General features: G+C 32.8%; 15 protein-coding genes and 1 other annotated feature. Of the genes, 14 read left to right on the forward strand and 1 reads right to left on the reverse strand.

From position 1 onward, the window contains the following. Positions 1 to 32 precede the first annotated feature (32 nt). The 8 genes from B5E87_RS01565 (at position 33) to B5E87_RS01600 (ending at position 8,140) form a co-directional block, all read left to right on the forward strand. Positions 33 to 1,301, forward strand: a complete 1,269-nt coding sequence (locus tag B5E87_RS01565) for an L-cysteine desulfidase family protein (protein WP_087243185.1) — start codon at positions 33 to 35, stop codon at positions 1,299 to 1,301. 577 nt (positions 1,302 to 1,878) lie between these two features. Further along, positions 1,879 to 2,607, forward strand: coding sequence for a segregation/condensation protein A (locus tag B5E87_RS01570; protein WP_087243186.1), 729 nt, complete (start codon positions 1,879 to 1,881; stop codon positions 2,605 to 2,607). Further along, positions 2,607 to 3,173 (forward strand): SMC-Scp complex subunit ScpB, encoded by a 567-nt coding sequence (gene scpB / locus B5E87_RS01575; protein WP_087243187.1) that lies wholly within the window; start codon positions 2,607 to 2,609, stop codon positions 3,171 to 3,173. Before B5E87_RS01570 ends, scpB begins: the two co-directional genes overlap by 1 nt. A 22-nt stretch (positions 3,174 to 3,195) precedes the next feature. Continuing rightward, positions 3,196 to 4,011: a metallophosphoesterase gene (locus B5E87_RS01580; RefSeq protein WP_087243188.1), complete on the forward strand. Its 816-nt coding sequence runs from the start codon at positions 3,196 to 3,198 to the stop codon at positions 4,009 to 4,011. A 96-nt stretch (positions 4,012 to 4,107) separates the two neighbouring features. Continuing rightward, positions 4,108 to 5,829, forward strand: a complete 1,722-nt coding sequence (locus B5E87_RS01585) for an ABC transporter ATP-binding protein/permease (protein ID WP_087243189.1) — start codon at positions 4,108 to 4,110, stop codon at positions 5,827 to 5,829. After that, positions 5,822 to 7,471 carry an amino acid ABC transporter ATP-binding/permease protein gene (locus tag B5E87_RS01590; RefSeq protein ID WP_087243190.1) on the forward strand — a complete coding sequence of 550 codons (1,650 nt, stop codon included), beginning with the start codon at positions 5,822 to 5,824 and terminating at the stop codon, positions 7,469 to 7,471. The genes B5E87_RS01585 and B5E87_RS01590 overlap by 8 nt, the downstream gene beginning before the upstream one ends. Next, the gene (locus B5E87_RS01595) at positions 7,471 to 7,758 is read left to right on the forward strand and encodes a nitrous oxide-stimulated promoter family protein (protein WP_087243191.1); all 288 of its coding nucleotides are present in this window, start codon (positions 7,471 to 7,473) and stop codon (positions 7,756 to 7,758) included. Before B5E87_RS01590 ends, B5E87_RS01595 begins: the two co-directional genes overlap by 1 nt. 10 nt (positions 7,759 to 7,768) lie before the next feature. Next, complete coding sequence (locus B5E87_RS01600) at positions 7,769 to 8,140, forward strand: YbaN family protein (protein ID WP_087243192.1); 372 nt, start codon at positions 7,769 to 7,771, stop codon at positions 8,138 to 8,140. 33 nt (positions 8,141 to 8,173) lie between these two features. On the opposite strand, the gene B5E87_RS01605 is transcribed toward B5E87_RS01600, so the two are convergent. Continuing rightward, complete coding sequence (locus B5E87_RS01605) at positions 8,174 to 8,383, reverse strand: cold-shock protein (RefSeq protein WP_087243193.1); 210 nt, start codon at positions 8,381 to 8,383, stop codon at positions 8,174 to 8,176. 215 nt (positions 8,384 to 8,598) lie between these two features. Between B5E87_RS01605 and B5E87_RS01610 the strand changes: the two genes are divergently transcribed. The 6 genes from B5E87_RS01610 (at position 8,599) to B5E87_RS01635 (ending at position 15,774) form a co-directional block, all read left to right on the forward strand. After that, positions 8,599 to 9,816, forward strand: coding sequence for an aminopeptidase (locus tag B5E87_RS01610; protein WP_087243194.1), 1,218 nt, complete (start codon positions 8,599 to 8,601; stop codon positions 9,814 to 9,816). A 61-nt stretch (positions 9,817 to 9,877) separates the two neighbouring features. Next, positions 9,878 to 11,467, forward strand: a complete 1,590-nt coding sequence (locus B5E87_RS01615) for a peptide chain release factor 3 (RefSeq protein WP_087243195.1) — start codon at positions 9,878 to 9,880, stop codon at positions 11,465 to 11,467. Positions 11,468 to 11,544: 77 nt separating this feature from the next. After that, positions 11,545 to 11,787 carry a hypothetical protein gene (locus B5E87_RS01620; RefSeq protein WP_087243196.1) on the forward strand — a complete coding sequence of 81 codons (243 nt, stop codon included), beginning with the start codon at positions 11,545 to 11,547 and terminating at the stop codon, positions 11,785 to 11,787. 56 nt (positions 11,788 to 11,843) lie between these two features. Then, complete coding sequence (locus B5E87_RS01625) at positions 11,844 to 13,787, forward strand: P-type ATPase actuator domain-containing protein (protein ID WP_241147108.1); 1,944 nt, start codon at positions 11,844 to 11,846, stop codon at positions 13,785 to 13,787. A 36-nt stretch (positions 13,788 to 13,823) separates the two neighbouring features. Beyond that, positions 13,824 to 14,945 (forward strand): glycerate kinase, encoded by a 1,122-nt coding sequence (locus tag B5E87_RS01630; RefSeq protein ID WP_087243197.1) that lies wholly within the window; start codon positions 13,824 to 13,826, stop codon positions 14,943 to 14,945. Beyond that, positions 14,935 to 15,774: an RluA family pseudouridine synthase gene (locus B5E87_RS01635; protein WP_087243198.1), complete on the forward strand. Its 840-nt coding sequence runs from the start codon at positions 14,935 to 14,937 to the stop codon at positions 15,772 to 15,774. Before B5E87_RS01630 ends, B5E87_RS01635 begins: the two co-directional genes overlap by 11 nt. A 74-nt stretch (positions 15,775 to 15,848) precedes the next feature. After that, positions 15,849 to 15,969, forward strand: a sequence feature (ribosomal protein L20 leader region). Positions 15,970 to 15,972: the final 3 nt, after the last annotated feature.

Below are 15,972 nucleotides of genomic sequence, written 5' to 3' on the forward strand. Positions count from 1 at the left end.
TTAGAATAAGAAAGTAACGGGGAGAAGAGAATATGGAAGAAAAAAATTATCGTCATTATATACAGATTTTAAAAGAAGAACTGGTTCCTGCTATGGGATGTACAGAACCTATTGCTTTGGCTTATTGTGCAAGTAAATGTCGTGATGTTTTAGATGATGACATTGTAAAAGCTAAAGTCAAAGTGAGTGGGAATATTATTAAAAATGTTAAAAGTGTTGTTGTTCCTAATACTGGAGGTTTAAAAGGAATTCCTTCAAGTATTGGAGCTGGTGTAGTGGCAGGAATTACAGAAAATGTATTAGAAGTCATTGCGCATGTGACTGATCAGCAAAAAAAGGAAATGCAACAATGGTTGAATCGAACACCTATTGAAATTATACCTATAGAAAGTGAATATGCATTAGACATCTGTGTTGAATTAATTGGTCAAAATCATCGTGCAAAAGTACGTATTGCAGGTTTTCATACCAATATTGTGTATATTGAAAAAGATCAGGAAGTCCTTTTCCAGATGGGAGTCGTTGCTTCTACGGATCAGACTTTAACAGATCGCAGCTTATTGAATATTCGTGATATTTATGAGTTTGCCAAAAATGTAAAGATTGAAGAAGTGCAAGATATTTTACAGCGACAAATTGATTATAATTATGCTATTGCATGTGAAGGATTAAAAAATGACTGGGGTGCACATATTGGCCAGATTCTATTAAAGACATATGGTGATGATGTCAAAGTCAAAGCCAAGGCCTATGCAGCAGCTGGAAGTGATGCCAGAATGAGTGGCTGTGAAATGCCAGTCATTATTAATTCGGGAAGTGGTAATCAGGGAATGACAGCATCTTTACCAGTCATTGTATATGCCAAAGAATATCATAAAAGCCAAGAAGAACTTTATCGTGCATTGATTGTATCCAATTTATGTACAATTCATCAAAAAACTGGGATTGGAAGACTATCTGCCTATTGTGGCGCTGTCAGCGCTGGAATTGGAGCAGGATGTGGAATTGCCTATTTGCTTGGTGGTGACTATGAAGCTCTTTGTCATACAATGGTTAATGGATTAGCTATTGTATCAGGTATTATCTGTGATGGGGCGAAACCATCATGTGCTGGAAAGATTGCTGCCAGTGTGGATGCAGGAATATTAGGATACTATATGTATAAAAATGGCTGTGAATTTAAAGACGGTGAAGGTCTTGTTTTAAAAGGTGTAGAAAATACGATTCAAAATATTGGTCAACTATCAAGAGAAGGTATGAAAGAAACAGACAAAGAAATTATTAAATTGATGTGTCGATAAGAAGAAAATCCTTTGTAAAAAGGATTTTTACTTTATCAAAAAGTATGCTATAAGCAAATATTATGTTATAATCTTTATAAAGATAAAAAAGTGTGTCATAAAAAAATGCGTATATAAATAATAGGAGGAGCTATTATTATGATGAATTTTAGAAATTGATTTGATACGCATATTAAGAATTATTTTTGTCATCCTGACTGCTTTGCTAGTCTTTTGAATGGTCTTATGTTTCAAGGAAAGTGTGTCATTGATGATAGTCATGTGTAGATTGTATATATACAACATTCCTTCGTCAGCATGAAGTCATGTCTATAATGAAAGAATATTTGATGTTTATTGGTCTTGATGAAAAGTAGTTTTAAAACAAGAATAAAAGAGATTTGATCTATGGATTAAAGATATTCAATAGAAGAATGCCGATAGAAAAGAAATTGACTGTTAGTCATGAAGTTAAGAAAATGATGTAAAAGATGTTTTCTTTAAAAAACAACAATCTCATAGAAAAATATTTAGGTATTCTATATAGTCATGGCATTGGACTTTATGTTATAATACATAAGTTAGTGGAGGTGGAAGCATGGCATATGAAGTTGTTCTTGAAGATTTTCAGGGTCCATTAGATTTATTGTTGCATTTAATTAAAGAAAAGGAAATGGATTTGGAAACTTTGGAAGTCTCAGTTATTACTGATCAATATCTTGCTTATATTGATCAAATGGATGCTCAACAATTAGAAACAATGTCAGAATATTTAGTCATGGCAGCACAGTTAATTGAGATGAAAAGTAAAATGCTTTTACCAGCCCAAAAGGTTGAATTGGAAGATGATTATCAGGAAGATCCAAGAGAACAGTTAATCAAACGATTAATTGAATATAAAAAATATAAAGATGTCTTAGATGAATTTAAAGAAAAATATGAACAAAGACAATATATTCATACAAAAGCTCCTGCTTTTATGGATGAATATGTTATTGATACAACAGAAATGATTCCAGATAATTTGGAAGTCTATGATTTAATTAGAGCTATGCAAAAGATGTTTCAAAGAAAAGCATTATTAGCACCATTAGAATCTAAAATAGCACGTGTTGAGATTTCTATTGATGAACGTAGTGATCAGATTAGACAGTATTTTCGTATACATAAAAATCAAAGAGTCAAGTTAGAAGATTTGTTTGAGGAACCAACAAAAATCTTCTTTGTGATTACTTTTTTATCTGTTCTTGTTTTAGTCAATAAAAATGAACTGGTTATTGAACAGGATGGAAACTTTGAAGATATCTATTTAAAGGAGAGAACTTGATGGACAAAAATGAAATATTAAGTGTGATAGAAGGTATGTTGTTTTTATCAGGAGATGAAGGTTTAACAATCAAACAAATCTCTTCTGTTTTAAAATTAAGTAAAAAAGAAGCGACACAATATGTTGATGAACTGATTCAAATTGAAAATGATAAGACAATCAAAGGGTTTGAACTGGTTAATTTTGGTGGTGTCTATAAATTTGCCACACTTGCCAAACATCATGAATATTATCAAAGAATGATTGAACAAAGTGAAAATACATTGTCTAATGCAGCATTAGAAACTTTAGCAATCATTGCTTATAATCAACCTGTTACACGTGTACGTATTGAAGAAATACGTGGTGTTGGATGTGATGCGATGATTAGAAAACTAGCTGCGAAAGCTTTAATTAAAGAAGTTGGACGAGAAGATACACCGGGTAAACCCATCTTATATGGAGTGACAGATGAATTTATGGATGCATTTTCATTGACTTCCTTAGATGAATTGCCTGAATTAAAAGAAATGAAGGAAGATTTTGATCAGGAAGATATTTTTAATACGAAATATACAGAAGAATAATATTGTAGGGTAGGAAAATATCATGGCATATATTTATGCAATTTCAGATATTCATGGAAGATATGATTTATTAAAGAATGTTGTTGATGAATGGGTTCGTTTTGAAAATGGTGATCAATTGATTTTGGTTGGTGATTATATTGATGGTGATCGTCATGGAAATTCATATCTGACACTGCAATATATTTATCAGCTACAAGTTGCATATCCTCAACAGGTGATAGTTTTACAAGGAAACCATGAAGAATGGTTATTATCTTTTTTAGAAGATCGTGAAACTTATTTGGATACGCAAATAGATATGTCTATTTCAACGTTAGAAAGTTTTACAGGTGAAGATGAAATGACATCCATCTATCAACGAGCATCTGCTTATCATCAAGATCGTTTCTCTATAATAGAAGATATGTATCATCAATGTCGTGAACTGATATGTCAAAAACATGCTTCTGTTATGAACTGGTTAAAACATTTACCTTATTATTATGAAAATGATCATCAGATCTTTGTGCATGCTGGTATTGAAGTCATTGATTATCAACCAGAACTATGGAAACAGGTATCAACAGTCAATACCTATTTGATGAAATATCCTGCCTCGCAAGGACAGTTTTATAAAAAAGTCATTGCTGGACATATTGGTACACATCAAGTATCAGGTCAATCTGATTTTCATCAAATCTGTTGTTTAGGTGATTTTATATATTTAGATTCTTCTGTGATCACAACACAATTTTTAAATGTTTTACAATATGATTGTCAAACATGTCGTTATCAGGGATTGATCAAAAAAAATCAACAATGGCAAACATATGATATAGCTCATTTTAACAAGTGATAGGATATTCTATCACTTTTTATTGACTTGCAAGTTACTCTATGCTAACATTTGGATACTTCGGTTAGATAAGACTAACAAAAAAGGAGAGTATTCATGTTTGACAAGAGATTATTAAAAGAAATGCCAAATGCAAAATCATATATATGGAAACAGGTATTTTGTCAATGGATAGCTTTATTGATGAATATTGTGTTGACGTTATTGATATGTGTTTTGTTTATACAGTTGTTTGATCAACAACTTTCCATAGAAAAAGTTGTTTTGATTTTACTTGTTATGATTGTATCTTTGATGATACGAGCTTATGTTTTAAAAAAGGCAACTTATTATTCTTTTAAAGGAGCAAGTCTTGTGAAAAAGACTTTAAGACAGCGTCTTTTTGAAAAAGTTTTAAGTTTAGGAAGTCATTATCAAGATCATGTTAGAACAAGTGAATTGGTTCAATTATCAGTGGAAGGTATTAATCAGTTAGAAACTTATTTTTCATTATATTTACCACAATTGTTTTATAGTGTTTTAGCACCAGTCACATTATTTGTTTTGACAGCTTTCTTAGACTGGAAAAGCGCTTTGGTTTTATTTGTCTGTGTTCCATTGATTCCTGTTTCAATTATTTTCGTACAGAAGTTTGCCAAAAAACTGCTTTCTAAATATTGGAACAGCTATACAACACTAGGAGATAGTTTTTTAGAAAATCTTCAAGCACTCACAACATTAAAAATTTATCAAAGTGATGCTTATAAACAACAACAGATGAATCAGGAAGCAGAGAATTTTAGACGTATTACAATGCGTGTCTTGATTATGCAATTAAATAGTATCAGTATTATGGATGTTGTTGCCTATGGAGGGGCAGGATTAGGATGCTTTTTTGCGATTACACATTTTCAAAATCAGACTTTATCATTGTTTGGCGCATTGTTTATTGTTTTAATGTCTTTTGAGTTCTTTATTCCCTTAAGACAGTTAGGCTCTTTCTTTCATATTGCGATGAATGGTATTGCTGCGAGTGATAAAATCTTTAAAATCTTAGATTTGCCTGTATCATCAGATGGTCAATATGATTTAGATACTTCCTTTGATATCAGATTTGAACATGTTTCTTTTCAATATGATGACAAAAGACCTATTTTAAAGGATGTATCTTTACATATTCAGCCACATCAATTTATTGGTATTGTTGGAGAAAGTGGTTCAGGAAAAAGTACAATAGCCAAGTTAATGATGGGCTATCATCGTTGTTTAGAAGGATATCTTTATATGGGTGATCATCAACGTAGTGATATTCGTGATGAGAGTTTTATGGAACATGTGATGTATGTGACACATGATCCTATGATATTGAAAGGAACGGTTAGAGAAAATCTAAATATGTTTTCACAATATCGTGATGAACAGTTATGGGATGTATTAAAGCAAGTGCGTTTAGATGGCTTTTTCCATGAACAAATGGGATTGGATACGCCTTTATTAGAAAATGGAAGTAATTTATCTGGTGGACAAAAACAACGATTGAATCTTGCCAGAGCATTACTTAAAAACGTAGATGTCTATATTTTTGATGAAGCCACAAGTAATATTGATGTAGAGAGTGAAAACCATATTTTAAATGTCATTAAGACATTAACACAAACAAAAACGGTTATTTTCATTACCCATCGTTTACAAAGTGTGATTCATTGTGATGAGATTTATGTGATGCAACAAGGGGCTTTGGTAGAACAGGGAACACATCAAAAACTTATGCATCAAGAAGACATTTATCATCATATGTATCAAAGTCAGCAGGAATTGGAGGTGTATAGCCATGAATAATGTACAATTGATATGGAAAATGTTAAAACTTGTCAAACCATTAACACTTCCAATGTTAGGAGCTGTTTTGTTAGGTGTTTTAGGTTTTCTTTGTGCGATTGGTATTCCCGTTATAGCGGTGATGGCTATTTTACAGACAACGGGGATGTATGCACACTTTCCTCTTTCATGGATTTTAGGTATTTTGCTATGTTTGGCAATACTAAGAGGTGTCCTTCATTATGGTGAACAGGCATTGAATCACTATATTGCGTTTAAACTTCTAGCGATTATACGTGATCATGTATACACGGCATTAAGACGTCTGGCACCAGCCAAATTGGATGGTAAAGACAAAGGCAACTTAATTTCTATTATTACCAATGATATTGAGTTACTTGAAGTTTTCTATGCTCATACGATTTCACCAGTTTTGATTGCTTTTTTCACATCTTTGATTTTATTGAAATTTTTTGCTCATATACATATATTCGCTATGATGATTGCTTTGATTGCTTATTTGATGATGGCTATTGTGATTCCCTTTTATGTCAATCACAAAGGGCAGGAGATAGGGCAGAAGAATCGTGATGAAATTGGCAATATGAGCAGTTTCCTATTAGAAAGCTATCGTGGTTTATCAACACTTTTACAATATCATGCTGGTAACAAACGTCTTGAACAGATGAATGAGCGTAGTGATTGTATTGAGGATATGCAAGGACACATGAAAAATATTGAGGCTACGCAAATTGTATGTTCACAATTGCTGATATCTATCTCATCTTTCGTTATGTTTATCGTGATGTATATTTTCTATTTACAAAATCAAGTCAATGTTTATCATGTTATAACGGCAGTAGTACTGATGCTTTCAAGTTTTGGACCAGTGATGGCCTTGTCTAATCTGGCAAATAATTTACTTTCTACATTAAGCAGTGGTCGTCGTGTCATGGCCATTTTAGAAGAAAAGGAAGCTATCTGTGAAGTGACGGGACAGCCTCATATATCATTTGATGATATCCACGTTGATGATGTGACGTTTGCTTATCAACAAGATGATCCTATTTTACAGAATCTTCATCTTCATTTTGATAAAGGAAAAGTGACAGGTATTATTGGAAAGAGTGGTAGTGGAAAATCGACTTTATTAAAGTTACTTATGCGTTTCTATGATCCTCTTCGTGGTGTGATCCAAATAGGTCAAACACCTTTAACAGACATCAATACATCCAATATGCGTCATATGTTTGCTTATGTCACACAGGAAACTGTGTTATTCCATGATTCGATTGAAAATAATATTAAAATCGCAAAATTGGATGCTACAAGTGATGAGATTCAAGCCGCCTGTCAAAAAGCCAGTCTGCATGATTGGATTATGTCTTTACCTGAGGGTTATCAGACACCTGTTAGTGAACTGGGGTCATCATTATCAGGAGGAGAAAGACAAAGAATTTCACTAGCAAGAGCATTTCTTAGCCAGGCAGAATGTATTTTATTAGATGAACCAACAAGTAATTTAGATGTTTTAAATGAAGGGATTATTTTAAAAGCATTACAAAATGAAAAAGAGAGAACCATTATTCTTGTTTCTCATCGTGAATCGACAATGAAGATTGTTAATCAAACAATCAAAATGGATCAAGGCAGGGTCAGCTAATGAATATTGAAAAGAAACGACAAAGAGAAATGAAAGTTGTGGCTTTGATGATTCATTTATATTGTTTACATCATGATGATATAGATGAAAAGACTTTAGTCAATTATGCTTTGAAGCGTATTGAAAAATGTCCCATGATGAAAGATAAAACATTTTGTAGTCAATGTCATATTCATTGTTATGAAAAGAATATGCAAAAGCAAATCAAAAAAGTCATGCGTTATAGTGGACCGAGAATGATTTTTTATCATCCTCTATTGGCTTTACGTCATGCTTTAAAAATTTAGGAGGAAACGTATGCGTTATATTTATTTGATGATAGGAATGATTAGCTTTGGTCTAGGATTTATTGGGATTGTATTGCCTATATTACCAACAACACCCTTTCTTTTACTGGCTGGCTTTTGTTTTGCAAGAAGCTCTAAGCGTGTGCATAACTGGTTTGTATCTACAAAGGCTTATCAAAGACATTTAGAACCATTTGTTCAAAAAAGAGCAATGACTTTAAAAACAAAAATCTGTATTTTAAGTCTTGCCAGTTTCATGCTTGCTTTTCCATTGTTTTTGACAGACTTATGGTGGTTAAGAGTTTTTATTATTGGATTATATATTTTTAAATATTATTATTTCCTTTTTAAAATCAAAACAATCAAGTTAGAACACATATAAAAAACACATCCGAAGATGTGTTTTTTATATGGTTTAATCATCAATAACTGTTACGTTAGTAGCTTGAGGTCCTCTATCTCCTTCAACGATATCAAATTCAACAGTTTGACCTTCCTGTAAAGTTTTAAATCCTTCAGCGTTAATAGATGAGAAATGAACAAAGATATCTTTGTCATGCCCTTCCATAGTAATAAAACCATACCCTTTGTCAGATTTAAACCATTTCACTTTACCTGTACTCATTATGAAGTACCTCCTTAAAAGATTTCGCAAAAAACCAGTACTTCATTTTTAAACGACTAATAAATCTTTGCTTTGAAGAATAACTAATACTTTTAAAAATACGTGCTATGTTCCTTTGCTTTTTTATTATAACATAGAGTCGTTTATGGCACAAGTTCTTGTTGACAATAGAACAAAATAGGGTATCATTTGATTAGATAGAAAGGTGGATAATCATGTTAGAAAAATATGCTGAACTTATTATTAAACAAGGTGTGAATTTACAAAAAGGACAGGACTTATTCATTGAAGCGTCTATTGACAGTTATCAGCTTGTCCGTTTATTAACAAAAAAAGCTTATGAAGTGGGTGCAAAGGATGTGATTGTCAATTATCGTGATGAAGAAGTAACACGTTTAAGATATGAACATTGTGATCAAAAACATTTTGAAACAGTTCCACTTTATATTCAGGAAATGAGAAACCAATATGCGCTTCAACATGCAGCTTTGATTTCTATTGAATCATCTGATCCTGAATCATTGAAAGATATCGATCCATTAAAAATTCAAACTTGGAGTAAAGCGGTGCGTCAGGCTTGTCAGCCATTTTATGATGCATTAGATTTAGGAATTAATCGCTGGTGCATTGTGGGCGCTCCAAGTATTGGATGGGCAAATAAAGTCTTTCCAGAAATGAGTGACGGGGAAGCGGTTGATGCTTTATGGAAAGCTATTTTCAAGGTGACACGCTGTGATCAGGAAGATCCTATTGAAGCGTGGAATGAACATCGTCGTTCATTTGAAAGACGTGTTCGTATTTTAAATGAAAAGAAAATCAAATCCTTACATTATTCTAATAGTCTTGGAACAGATTTAACTATAGGTATGAATCCTCAATATTTATTTGCTGGAGGAGGAAGTTATACAACTGATGGGATTTATTCTTTCCCTAATATACCAACTGAAGAAATCTTTACTTCACCTGATTTCCATCAGGTCAATGGCGTTGTTTATAGCTCTATGCCTTTACATTATCAGGGACATATTGTTGATGAATTTAATATCACTTTTGAAAATGGACGTATTGTGGATTATCATGCTAAAGTGGGGCAGGATGTTTTAAAAAGCATTATTGAAACGGATGAAGGCAGTCATTATTTAGGTGAAGTGGCTTTCGTTCCTTATGATTCACCTATTCGTCAGTTAAATCTGATTTTCTATAATACATTATTTGATGAAAATGCATCTTGTCATTTGGCTATTGGTAAAGGTTTTGGTGAATGTATCAAAGATGGTCTTCAAATGAGTAAAGAGGAACTTTATCAACAGGGTATTAATGATTCTTTGACACATGTTGATTTTATGATGGGGACAAAAGATTTGTCTATTGAAGCCACTTTAGAAGATGGATCAACATTTATGATTTTTAAAGATGGAAACTTTGCATTTTAAAATTGACAAACGATAAGATTTTCATTAATATGATTTCTTAGAGACGTTAAGGAGGAAAATCATGTCAGAATTCAAAGAAGAAGTGCAAAAACGCAGAACTTTTGCGATCATTTCGCATCCAGATGCTGGAAAGACAACATTAACTGAAAAGTTTCTTCTTTATGGAGGAGCTATTCAGGAAGCTGGTATGGTCAAAGGAAAAAAGCAATCTAAACATGCTGTCAGTGACTGGATGGAAATTGAAAAACAAAGAGGAATTTCAGTCACATCCTCTGTATTACAATTTAATTATGATGGTTTTTGTATTAATATTTTGGATACACCAGGGCATCAGGACTTCTCAGAAGATACGTATCGTACATTAATGGCGGCAGATAGTGCTGTCATGGTTATTGATGGTTCAAAAGGGGTCGAAGATCAGACACGTAAGCTATTTAAAGTTTGTGCTATGCGTCATATTCCTATTTTTACTTTTATTAATAAAATGGATAGGGAAGCTAAAGATCCTTATGAATTAATGGAAGAAATTGAACGTGAATTGGGAGTCGAAACATGTGCTGTTAACTGGCCAATTGGTTGTGGTAAAGAATTTAAGGGCGTTTATGAACGTCAAAAAGAAGAAGTTATTCGCTTTATTCCAGTTCAGGGTGGTAAAAAAGAAGTGGATGTTGAAGTTTGTGATGCGCATGATGAACAGTTAAAACAACATCTTGGGGAAACTTTGTATCAACAATTACAAGATGATATTGAATTATTAGATGGGGCAGGGGCACAGTTTGATATTGAACGTGTCCACAAAGGTGAACTATCACCTGTCTGCTTTGGCTCAGCACTTACAAATTTTGGTGTTGAACCATTCTTGAAACATTTCTTGTCAATGTCAACATCACCATTGCCTCGTCAAAGCAATATAGGTGAAATAGATCCATTTTCTGAAGATTTTAGTGCTTTTGTCTTTAAGATTCAGGCCAATATGAATAAAGCACATCGTGACCGTATGGCCTTTATGCGTGTTTGTTCAGGAAAGTTTACAAAAGGTATGGAAGTCTTCCACTATCAGGGTAATAAAAAGATTAAGCTAAATCAGTCTAAACAACTGATGGCTGAAAATCGTGAAGAAATCGAAGAAGCTTATTCAGGAGATATTATTGGTGTTTTTGATCCAGGTATTTTTTCGATTGGTGATACATTATGCACGGCTAAAAATAAATTTGCCTATGAAGGTATTCCGACTTTTGCGCCAGAACATTTTTCAACAATCAGAAATAAAGATACAATGAAACGTAAACAGTTTGTTAAAGGTGTAGAACAGATTGCTCAAGAGGGAGCTATTCAGATTTTTACTGAGCTTGGTGGCGGTATGGAAGAAATTATCGTTGGAGTTGTTGGAGTCTTACAGTTTGAGGTTTTAACATATCGTTTAAAAAATGAATACAATGTTGATATTGTCAGTACCCCTCTTCCATATCAATATATTCGTTGGATTAAAAATGATCAGGTTGATTTTAAGAAATTGAATCTTTCATCAGATACAAAGAAAGTTCAAGATTTAAAAGGACAATATTTATTACTGTTCTCTAATGAATGGGGTGTTCGTTGGGCAACAGATAAAAATCCTGATCTTGTTTTAGCAGAATTTTCACAAAACTAAATGATACTCACATGGGTATCATTTTTCTTTTTTAGCCATATGAAAAGTGATAGAATATCTTTAAGGAGGTGTCACCTGTGGCTAATGAAGGAAAACGCTGTTATTGTCGCTGTGTTCAGGACATGCGTATGCAAATTGGTAAAGAAGAACTGATTATTTTTAAAAAAGGTCAAGTTTATTTATGTCTGATTCGTACAGGTGACATGGAAGTTTCTTTTTATAAAATTTATGGAGAAGAGTTTTCTTTAAGTTGCAGTGAAGCTGAATTTAAAGAGTATTTTCAATTAGTAAAACATGCTCAATCTTATGAGAAATCATGATGTTTCTTTGTTTTTTATAAAAAATATGTTATGATGTCGTAGAAAGGGTGATTGTATTGACAAAAAAGACTTTTGAAATCTCTCATATTCAATCGGTTGAAGAATTGAATCATTTAAGTTTGAAATTAAATGAAAAAGAACAAGTTTCGCATATTAAGGTTAATAAAGATAGTATTGTTTTTCATTGTCTTGATATTGATGCTTTATTAAGTCTTATTCAAAGTATAAATAAAGATTTGGTTGTCAAAGAGGTCATTGATGGTAAAAAACGTGAATATGATTTTGCGAAAAAGAAAGATCGTCAATATTATTTCATGTTTAAAAATATGATTACAGAAGATGATATTTATGTTTTGGTTGAAAGAATAGAAAAAGATCATAGATATCAAAATGTACGTTATGATGCACAAAACAAGCTGTTATTACTGACATCTAATCAACGTGATGTTTTAAGTTTATTAAGAAAAGAATTGTTTAAGATCAATCCTTCTGTGGAAATCATTGAACATCATCGTCCTATTCGTTCACAGGATGTCTTTAATGAAAAATATTTGCATACATATATTCGTGTGGGAATATTATTGGTTGTGATTGCTTTGGCTTTGGTAACATCTAAAGATCATACATGGATGACACCTGTTTTATGGTTGGTGACAGTCATTTTATTAGGAACACCTTTATTAAAAAAAGCTTGGGGAGATATTTTATCTAAGAAGTTTTTGAGTGAATCTCTTATCATATTTATAGCGATGGTTTTTGGAATTGTTTCAGGAGCTTACATTGAAACATGTTTTGCTTTGATTCTTTATGAACTGTCGACACCATTTTTAAATAAAGTTCTAGAACGTTCTTTACTTAAAATTGATAACGCTGTGGAAATGCCTGAAACAGGAATCAAATGGAAAGATGATACAGAAGAAAAAGTTTCTTTATATGATGTAGAAATTGGTGATATTCTGGTGGTTAAACCAGGAGAAACTGTTTCTATTCCAGGGACTATTCATAAAGGTGTTTCAGCAATGAGCACTTATTCTAATACCAGTACATATGAACCTGTTGTTGTGAAAGAAGGAAGTCATGTGCGTAGTGGTGATGTCAATGTTGGTGATATGCCTATTTATGTGCAGGTTGATGAAACTTATGAAAGTTCTAACTACATGAATTTAATGAATATTGCCAGTGTAGCACCAGTCTATGAATCAAAAGTAGAAAAATATACAAAACGTTTAGCACAATTTTATACACCTGTTATGACTGTTTTAGGACTTCTTTTAGGTATTGTTTTACCACTTGTTAATTTTGAAGATTATGGAGCATATATTCATGTTGGAGCCATCTTCCTTGTTATATCTGGCGCTTTATCAAGTGATCAGGCAACATCTTTAGGGATGTTGGCAGGATTTGCGAAAGCATTTCAAAATGGAATTATTGTTGAATCATCAATGGGGCTAGATTCAGTGAATGCAGCTCAGACTATTGTTTATGACCGTTTTGATGGGGTAGAGGTCACAAATGAGGAATTAAATCTGTTTAAAAAGCTATCTCATATGGGAAGAACATTAGTTATTTATAATGATGGTCCAGTGGCATTAGAAGATGATCAATATATGATTTATAACAATCTGACAAATGAAGAAAAAATGGAAAAAATGGATTCTTTAACAGGACCAATTGTATATATTGGTGATACTTTTAAGGATATTGAACTTTTACAGAAGAGTTATGTCGGTATTTCTCGTGGTGGACTTGCTGATCCAAAAGTTGTAGAAAATAGTGATATTGTATTGATTGATGCCAATTTAAATAGAGTTTATGAAACTTTTGTTATTGCACGTCATATGCGTACAATTGCAGTTATGAATAATATTTTAACTGTTGTTGTTAAGATAGCAATGTTAATTGTCGCATTAAGCTGGACAGCTATTCCTTTATGGATTATTGTCTTGATTGAGATTTTATTAAAAGCTTTTGTAATGAGAAATTCAACATGTATTTTATAGAGTAGAATAATCTACTCTTTTTTTGGAGGTGGAGAAATGAAGATTGTGATTGCGCCTGATTCTTTTAAGGAAAGTATGAGTGCTTTAGAAGCCAGTATGCAAATCAAACAGGCTATTCAAGATTATGATGATGCGATTGTCACACAATGTCTACCACTGGCAGATGGTGGAGAAGGAACGCTAGAAACATTGATTCATTCTATGAATGGACGTATTTACGAATATGAAGTGACAGGTGTTTGTTTTGAAAAGCGAAAAGCGCCATTAGGAATTGTTGGAGATTTGGCTATTATAGAATGTGCTCAGGTTTGCGGATTAGAACTTTTAGATGAAAAAGATAAAAACCCATATTTGACCACAACATATGGATTAGGAGAATTGATTTTAAAGGCTCTAGAGTTTCCTATATCACGTATCATGATTTGTTTAGGAGGCAGTGCAACAAATGATGGAGGCATTGGTATGTTAGCGGCTTTAGGTGTATCTTTTTTCAATGACCAGCATCTCACGGTCCCATTGACAATGGCTGGACTTGAAGAGATTGTTTCTATGGATTGGAGTCATTTCCAAAAACGACTCAAAGATATTGAAATCATAGGTGTTTGTGATGTTTCCAATCCTTTATGTGGACAACAGGGTGCAACATATGTTTATGGTCCGCAAAAAGGATTAGCTCCTCATGATTGTCAAAAAATCGATCAGGCCATGAAACATTATAGTGATCTTATTGAAAAGCAGCTAGGTGTGTCATTTCATAACGAACCAGGAGCAGGAGCAGCAGGAGGACTCGGTTATGCATTGTTGTTGTGTCAGGGACATTTAAAACGTGGTTTTGATATTGTTAGTGAAATGGTCGGTTTAGAATCAGCTATTGCCTCATGTGATTGTGTGATTGTAGGTGAAGGCAAGATGGATTATCAGACACAATATGGAAAAACACCATATGGTGTTTTACAGCTGGCTCAAAAATATCATAAAAATGTTTATGCTTTTTGTGGTCGTGTGGAAGACTTGGATGTATTAAAGACGTTAGGTTTTCAAAATGTCTGGAGCATAACACCATCATCCATGCCATTATCACAAGCTCTTCAAAAAGGCAAAGAGAATTTAAGAAACTGTGTTTATGATCATATGGAGGAAATGATTCATGGAATATAAAGTCGAAACGTCAACGACATTACTACCGTTTTTATTAGAACAAACATCTAAGAAACGTTCTGAACTAAAAAATCTTCTCAAATTTCAATGTATTTATGTAGATGGACATATTCAGACGCATTATGCATATCCTTTAAAGAAGGGGCAAATTGTTTCTATTGAAAAAAAGAAAGATGCTTTGCCTTTTCCTATTCTTTATGAAGATAAAGAATTGATTGTTATTGATAAACCATGTGGTTTATTAAGTGAAGCGACAACCAAAGAAAGTCAAAAGACAGCCTATGCTATTGTGAAAAAGTATTTAACATCAAAAAATGAAAATATCTTTTTGGTTCATCGCTTAGATCAATATACTTCTGGGATTTTGATGTTTGTCAAATCAAAAAAGCTATATGATATTTTAACTCATCATTGGAATCAATATGTTAAAACAAGAGGTTATATTGCGATTGTGGAAGGAAAAATGTCAAAACCATCAGGAACTATAGATAATTATCTGGCAGAATCGAAAACTCAAAATGTTTATATAACAAGCAAACAGAATGGAAAAAGAGCCATTACACATTATCGTGTGATTCGCTCTTGTCCAAAATGGAGTATGCTGGAAGTTTATTTGGATACAGGACGTAAAAATCAGATACGTGTCCATCTTTCTTCATTACATCATCCTATTGTGGGTGATGACAAATATCATTCTACTTCAAATCCTTTAAAAAGACTGGGATTGCATGCGCATGAATTTATGTTTATTCATCCTTTGACTAAAAAGGAAATGCGTTTTGTATCACCAACACCACAAAGTTTTGAAAAACTATTCAAAAAACGATAAACTCAACAATATTATTAAGAAAAAGATTGACATATCATCAAAAATCTATTATGATATGACAGTAAATGAAAAGTAGTGGAAAGAAGAAGTGCCTACTTCTCGCCTGAGTGTTTATGATGCTAGGCTTATGTCACTAAGATGAATATCTTAATGTCAATGTGTGGGTGCTTTATGTGCTCACTTTTTGTTTAAACTACA

This window comes from Massilimicrobiota sp. An142 (genome assembly GCF_002160725.1).
Taxonomy (GTDB): Bacteria; Bacillota_I; Bacilli_A; order Erysipelotrichales; family Coprobacillaceae; genus Allocoprobacillus; species Allocoprobacillus merdigallinarum.

Coding starts and splice junctions, on each gene's coding strand:
- B5E87_RS01565 (WP_087243185.1), top strand. CDS start 33: ATGGAAGAAAAAAATTATCGTCATTATATACAGATTTTAAAAGAAGAA.
- B5E87_RS01570 (WP_087243186.1), top strand. CDS start 1,879: ATGGCATATGAAGTTGTTCTTGAAGATTTTCAGGGTCCATTAGATTTA.
- scpB (WP_087243187.1), top strand. CDS start 2,607: ATGGACAAAAATGAAATATTAAGTGTGATAGAAGGTATGTTGTTTTTA.
- B5E87_RS01580 (WP_087243188.1), top strand. CDS start 3,196: ATGGCATATATTTATGCAATTTCAGATATTCATGGAAGATATGATTTA.
- B5E87_RS01585 (WP_087243189.1), top strand. CDS start 4,108: ATGTTTGACAAGAGATTATTAAAAGAAATGCCAAATGCAAAATCATAT.
- B5E87_RS01590 (WP_087243190.1), top strand. CDS start 5,822: ATGAATAATGTACAATTGATATGGAAAATGTTAAAACTTGTCAAACCA.
- B5E87_RS01595 (WP_087243191.1), top strand. CDS start 7,471: ATGAATATTGAAAAGAAACGACAAAGAGAAATGAAAGTTGTGGCTTTG.
- B5E87_RS01600 (WP_087243192.1), top strand. CDS start 7,769: ATGCGTTATATTTATTTGATGATAGGAATGATTAGCTTTGGTCTAGGA.
- B5E87_RS01605 (WP_087243193.1), bottom strand. CDS start 8,383: ATGAGTACAGGTAAAGTGAAATGGTTTAAATCTGACAAAGGGTATGGT.
- B5E87_RS01610 (WP_087243194.1), top strand. CDS start 8,599: ATGTTAGAAAAATATGCTGAACTTATTATTAAACAAGGTGTGAATTTA.
- B5E87_RS01615 (WP_087243195.1), top strand. CDS start 9,878: ATGTCAGAATTCAAAGAAGAAGTGCAAAAACGCAGAACTTTTGCGATC.
- B5E87_RS01630 (WP_087243197.1), top strand. CDS start 13,824: ATGAAGATTGTGATTGCGCCTGATTCTTTTAAGGAAAGTATGAGTGCT.
- B5E87_RS01635 (WP_087243198.1), top strand. CDS start 14,935: ATGGAATATAAAGTCGAAACGTCAACGACATTACTACCGTTTTTATTA.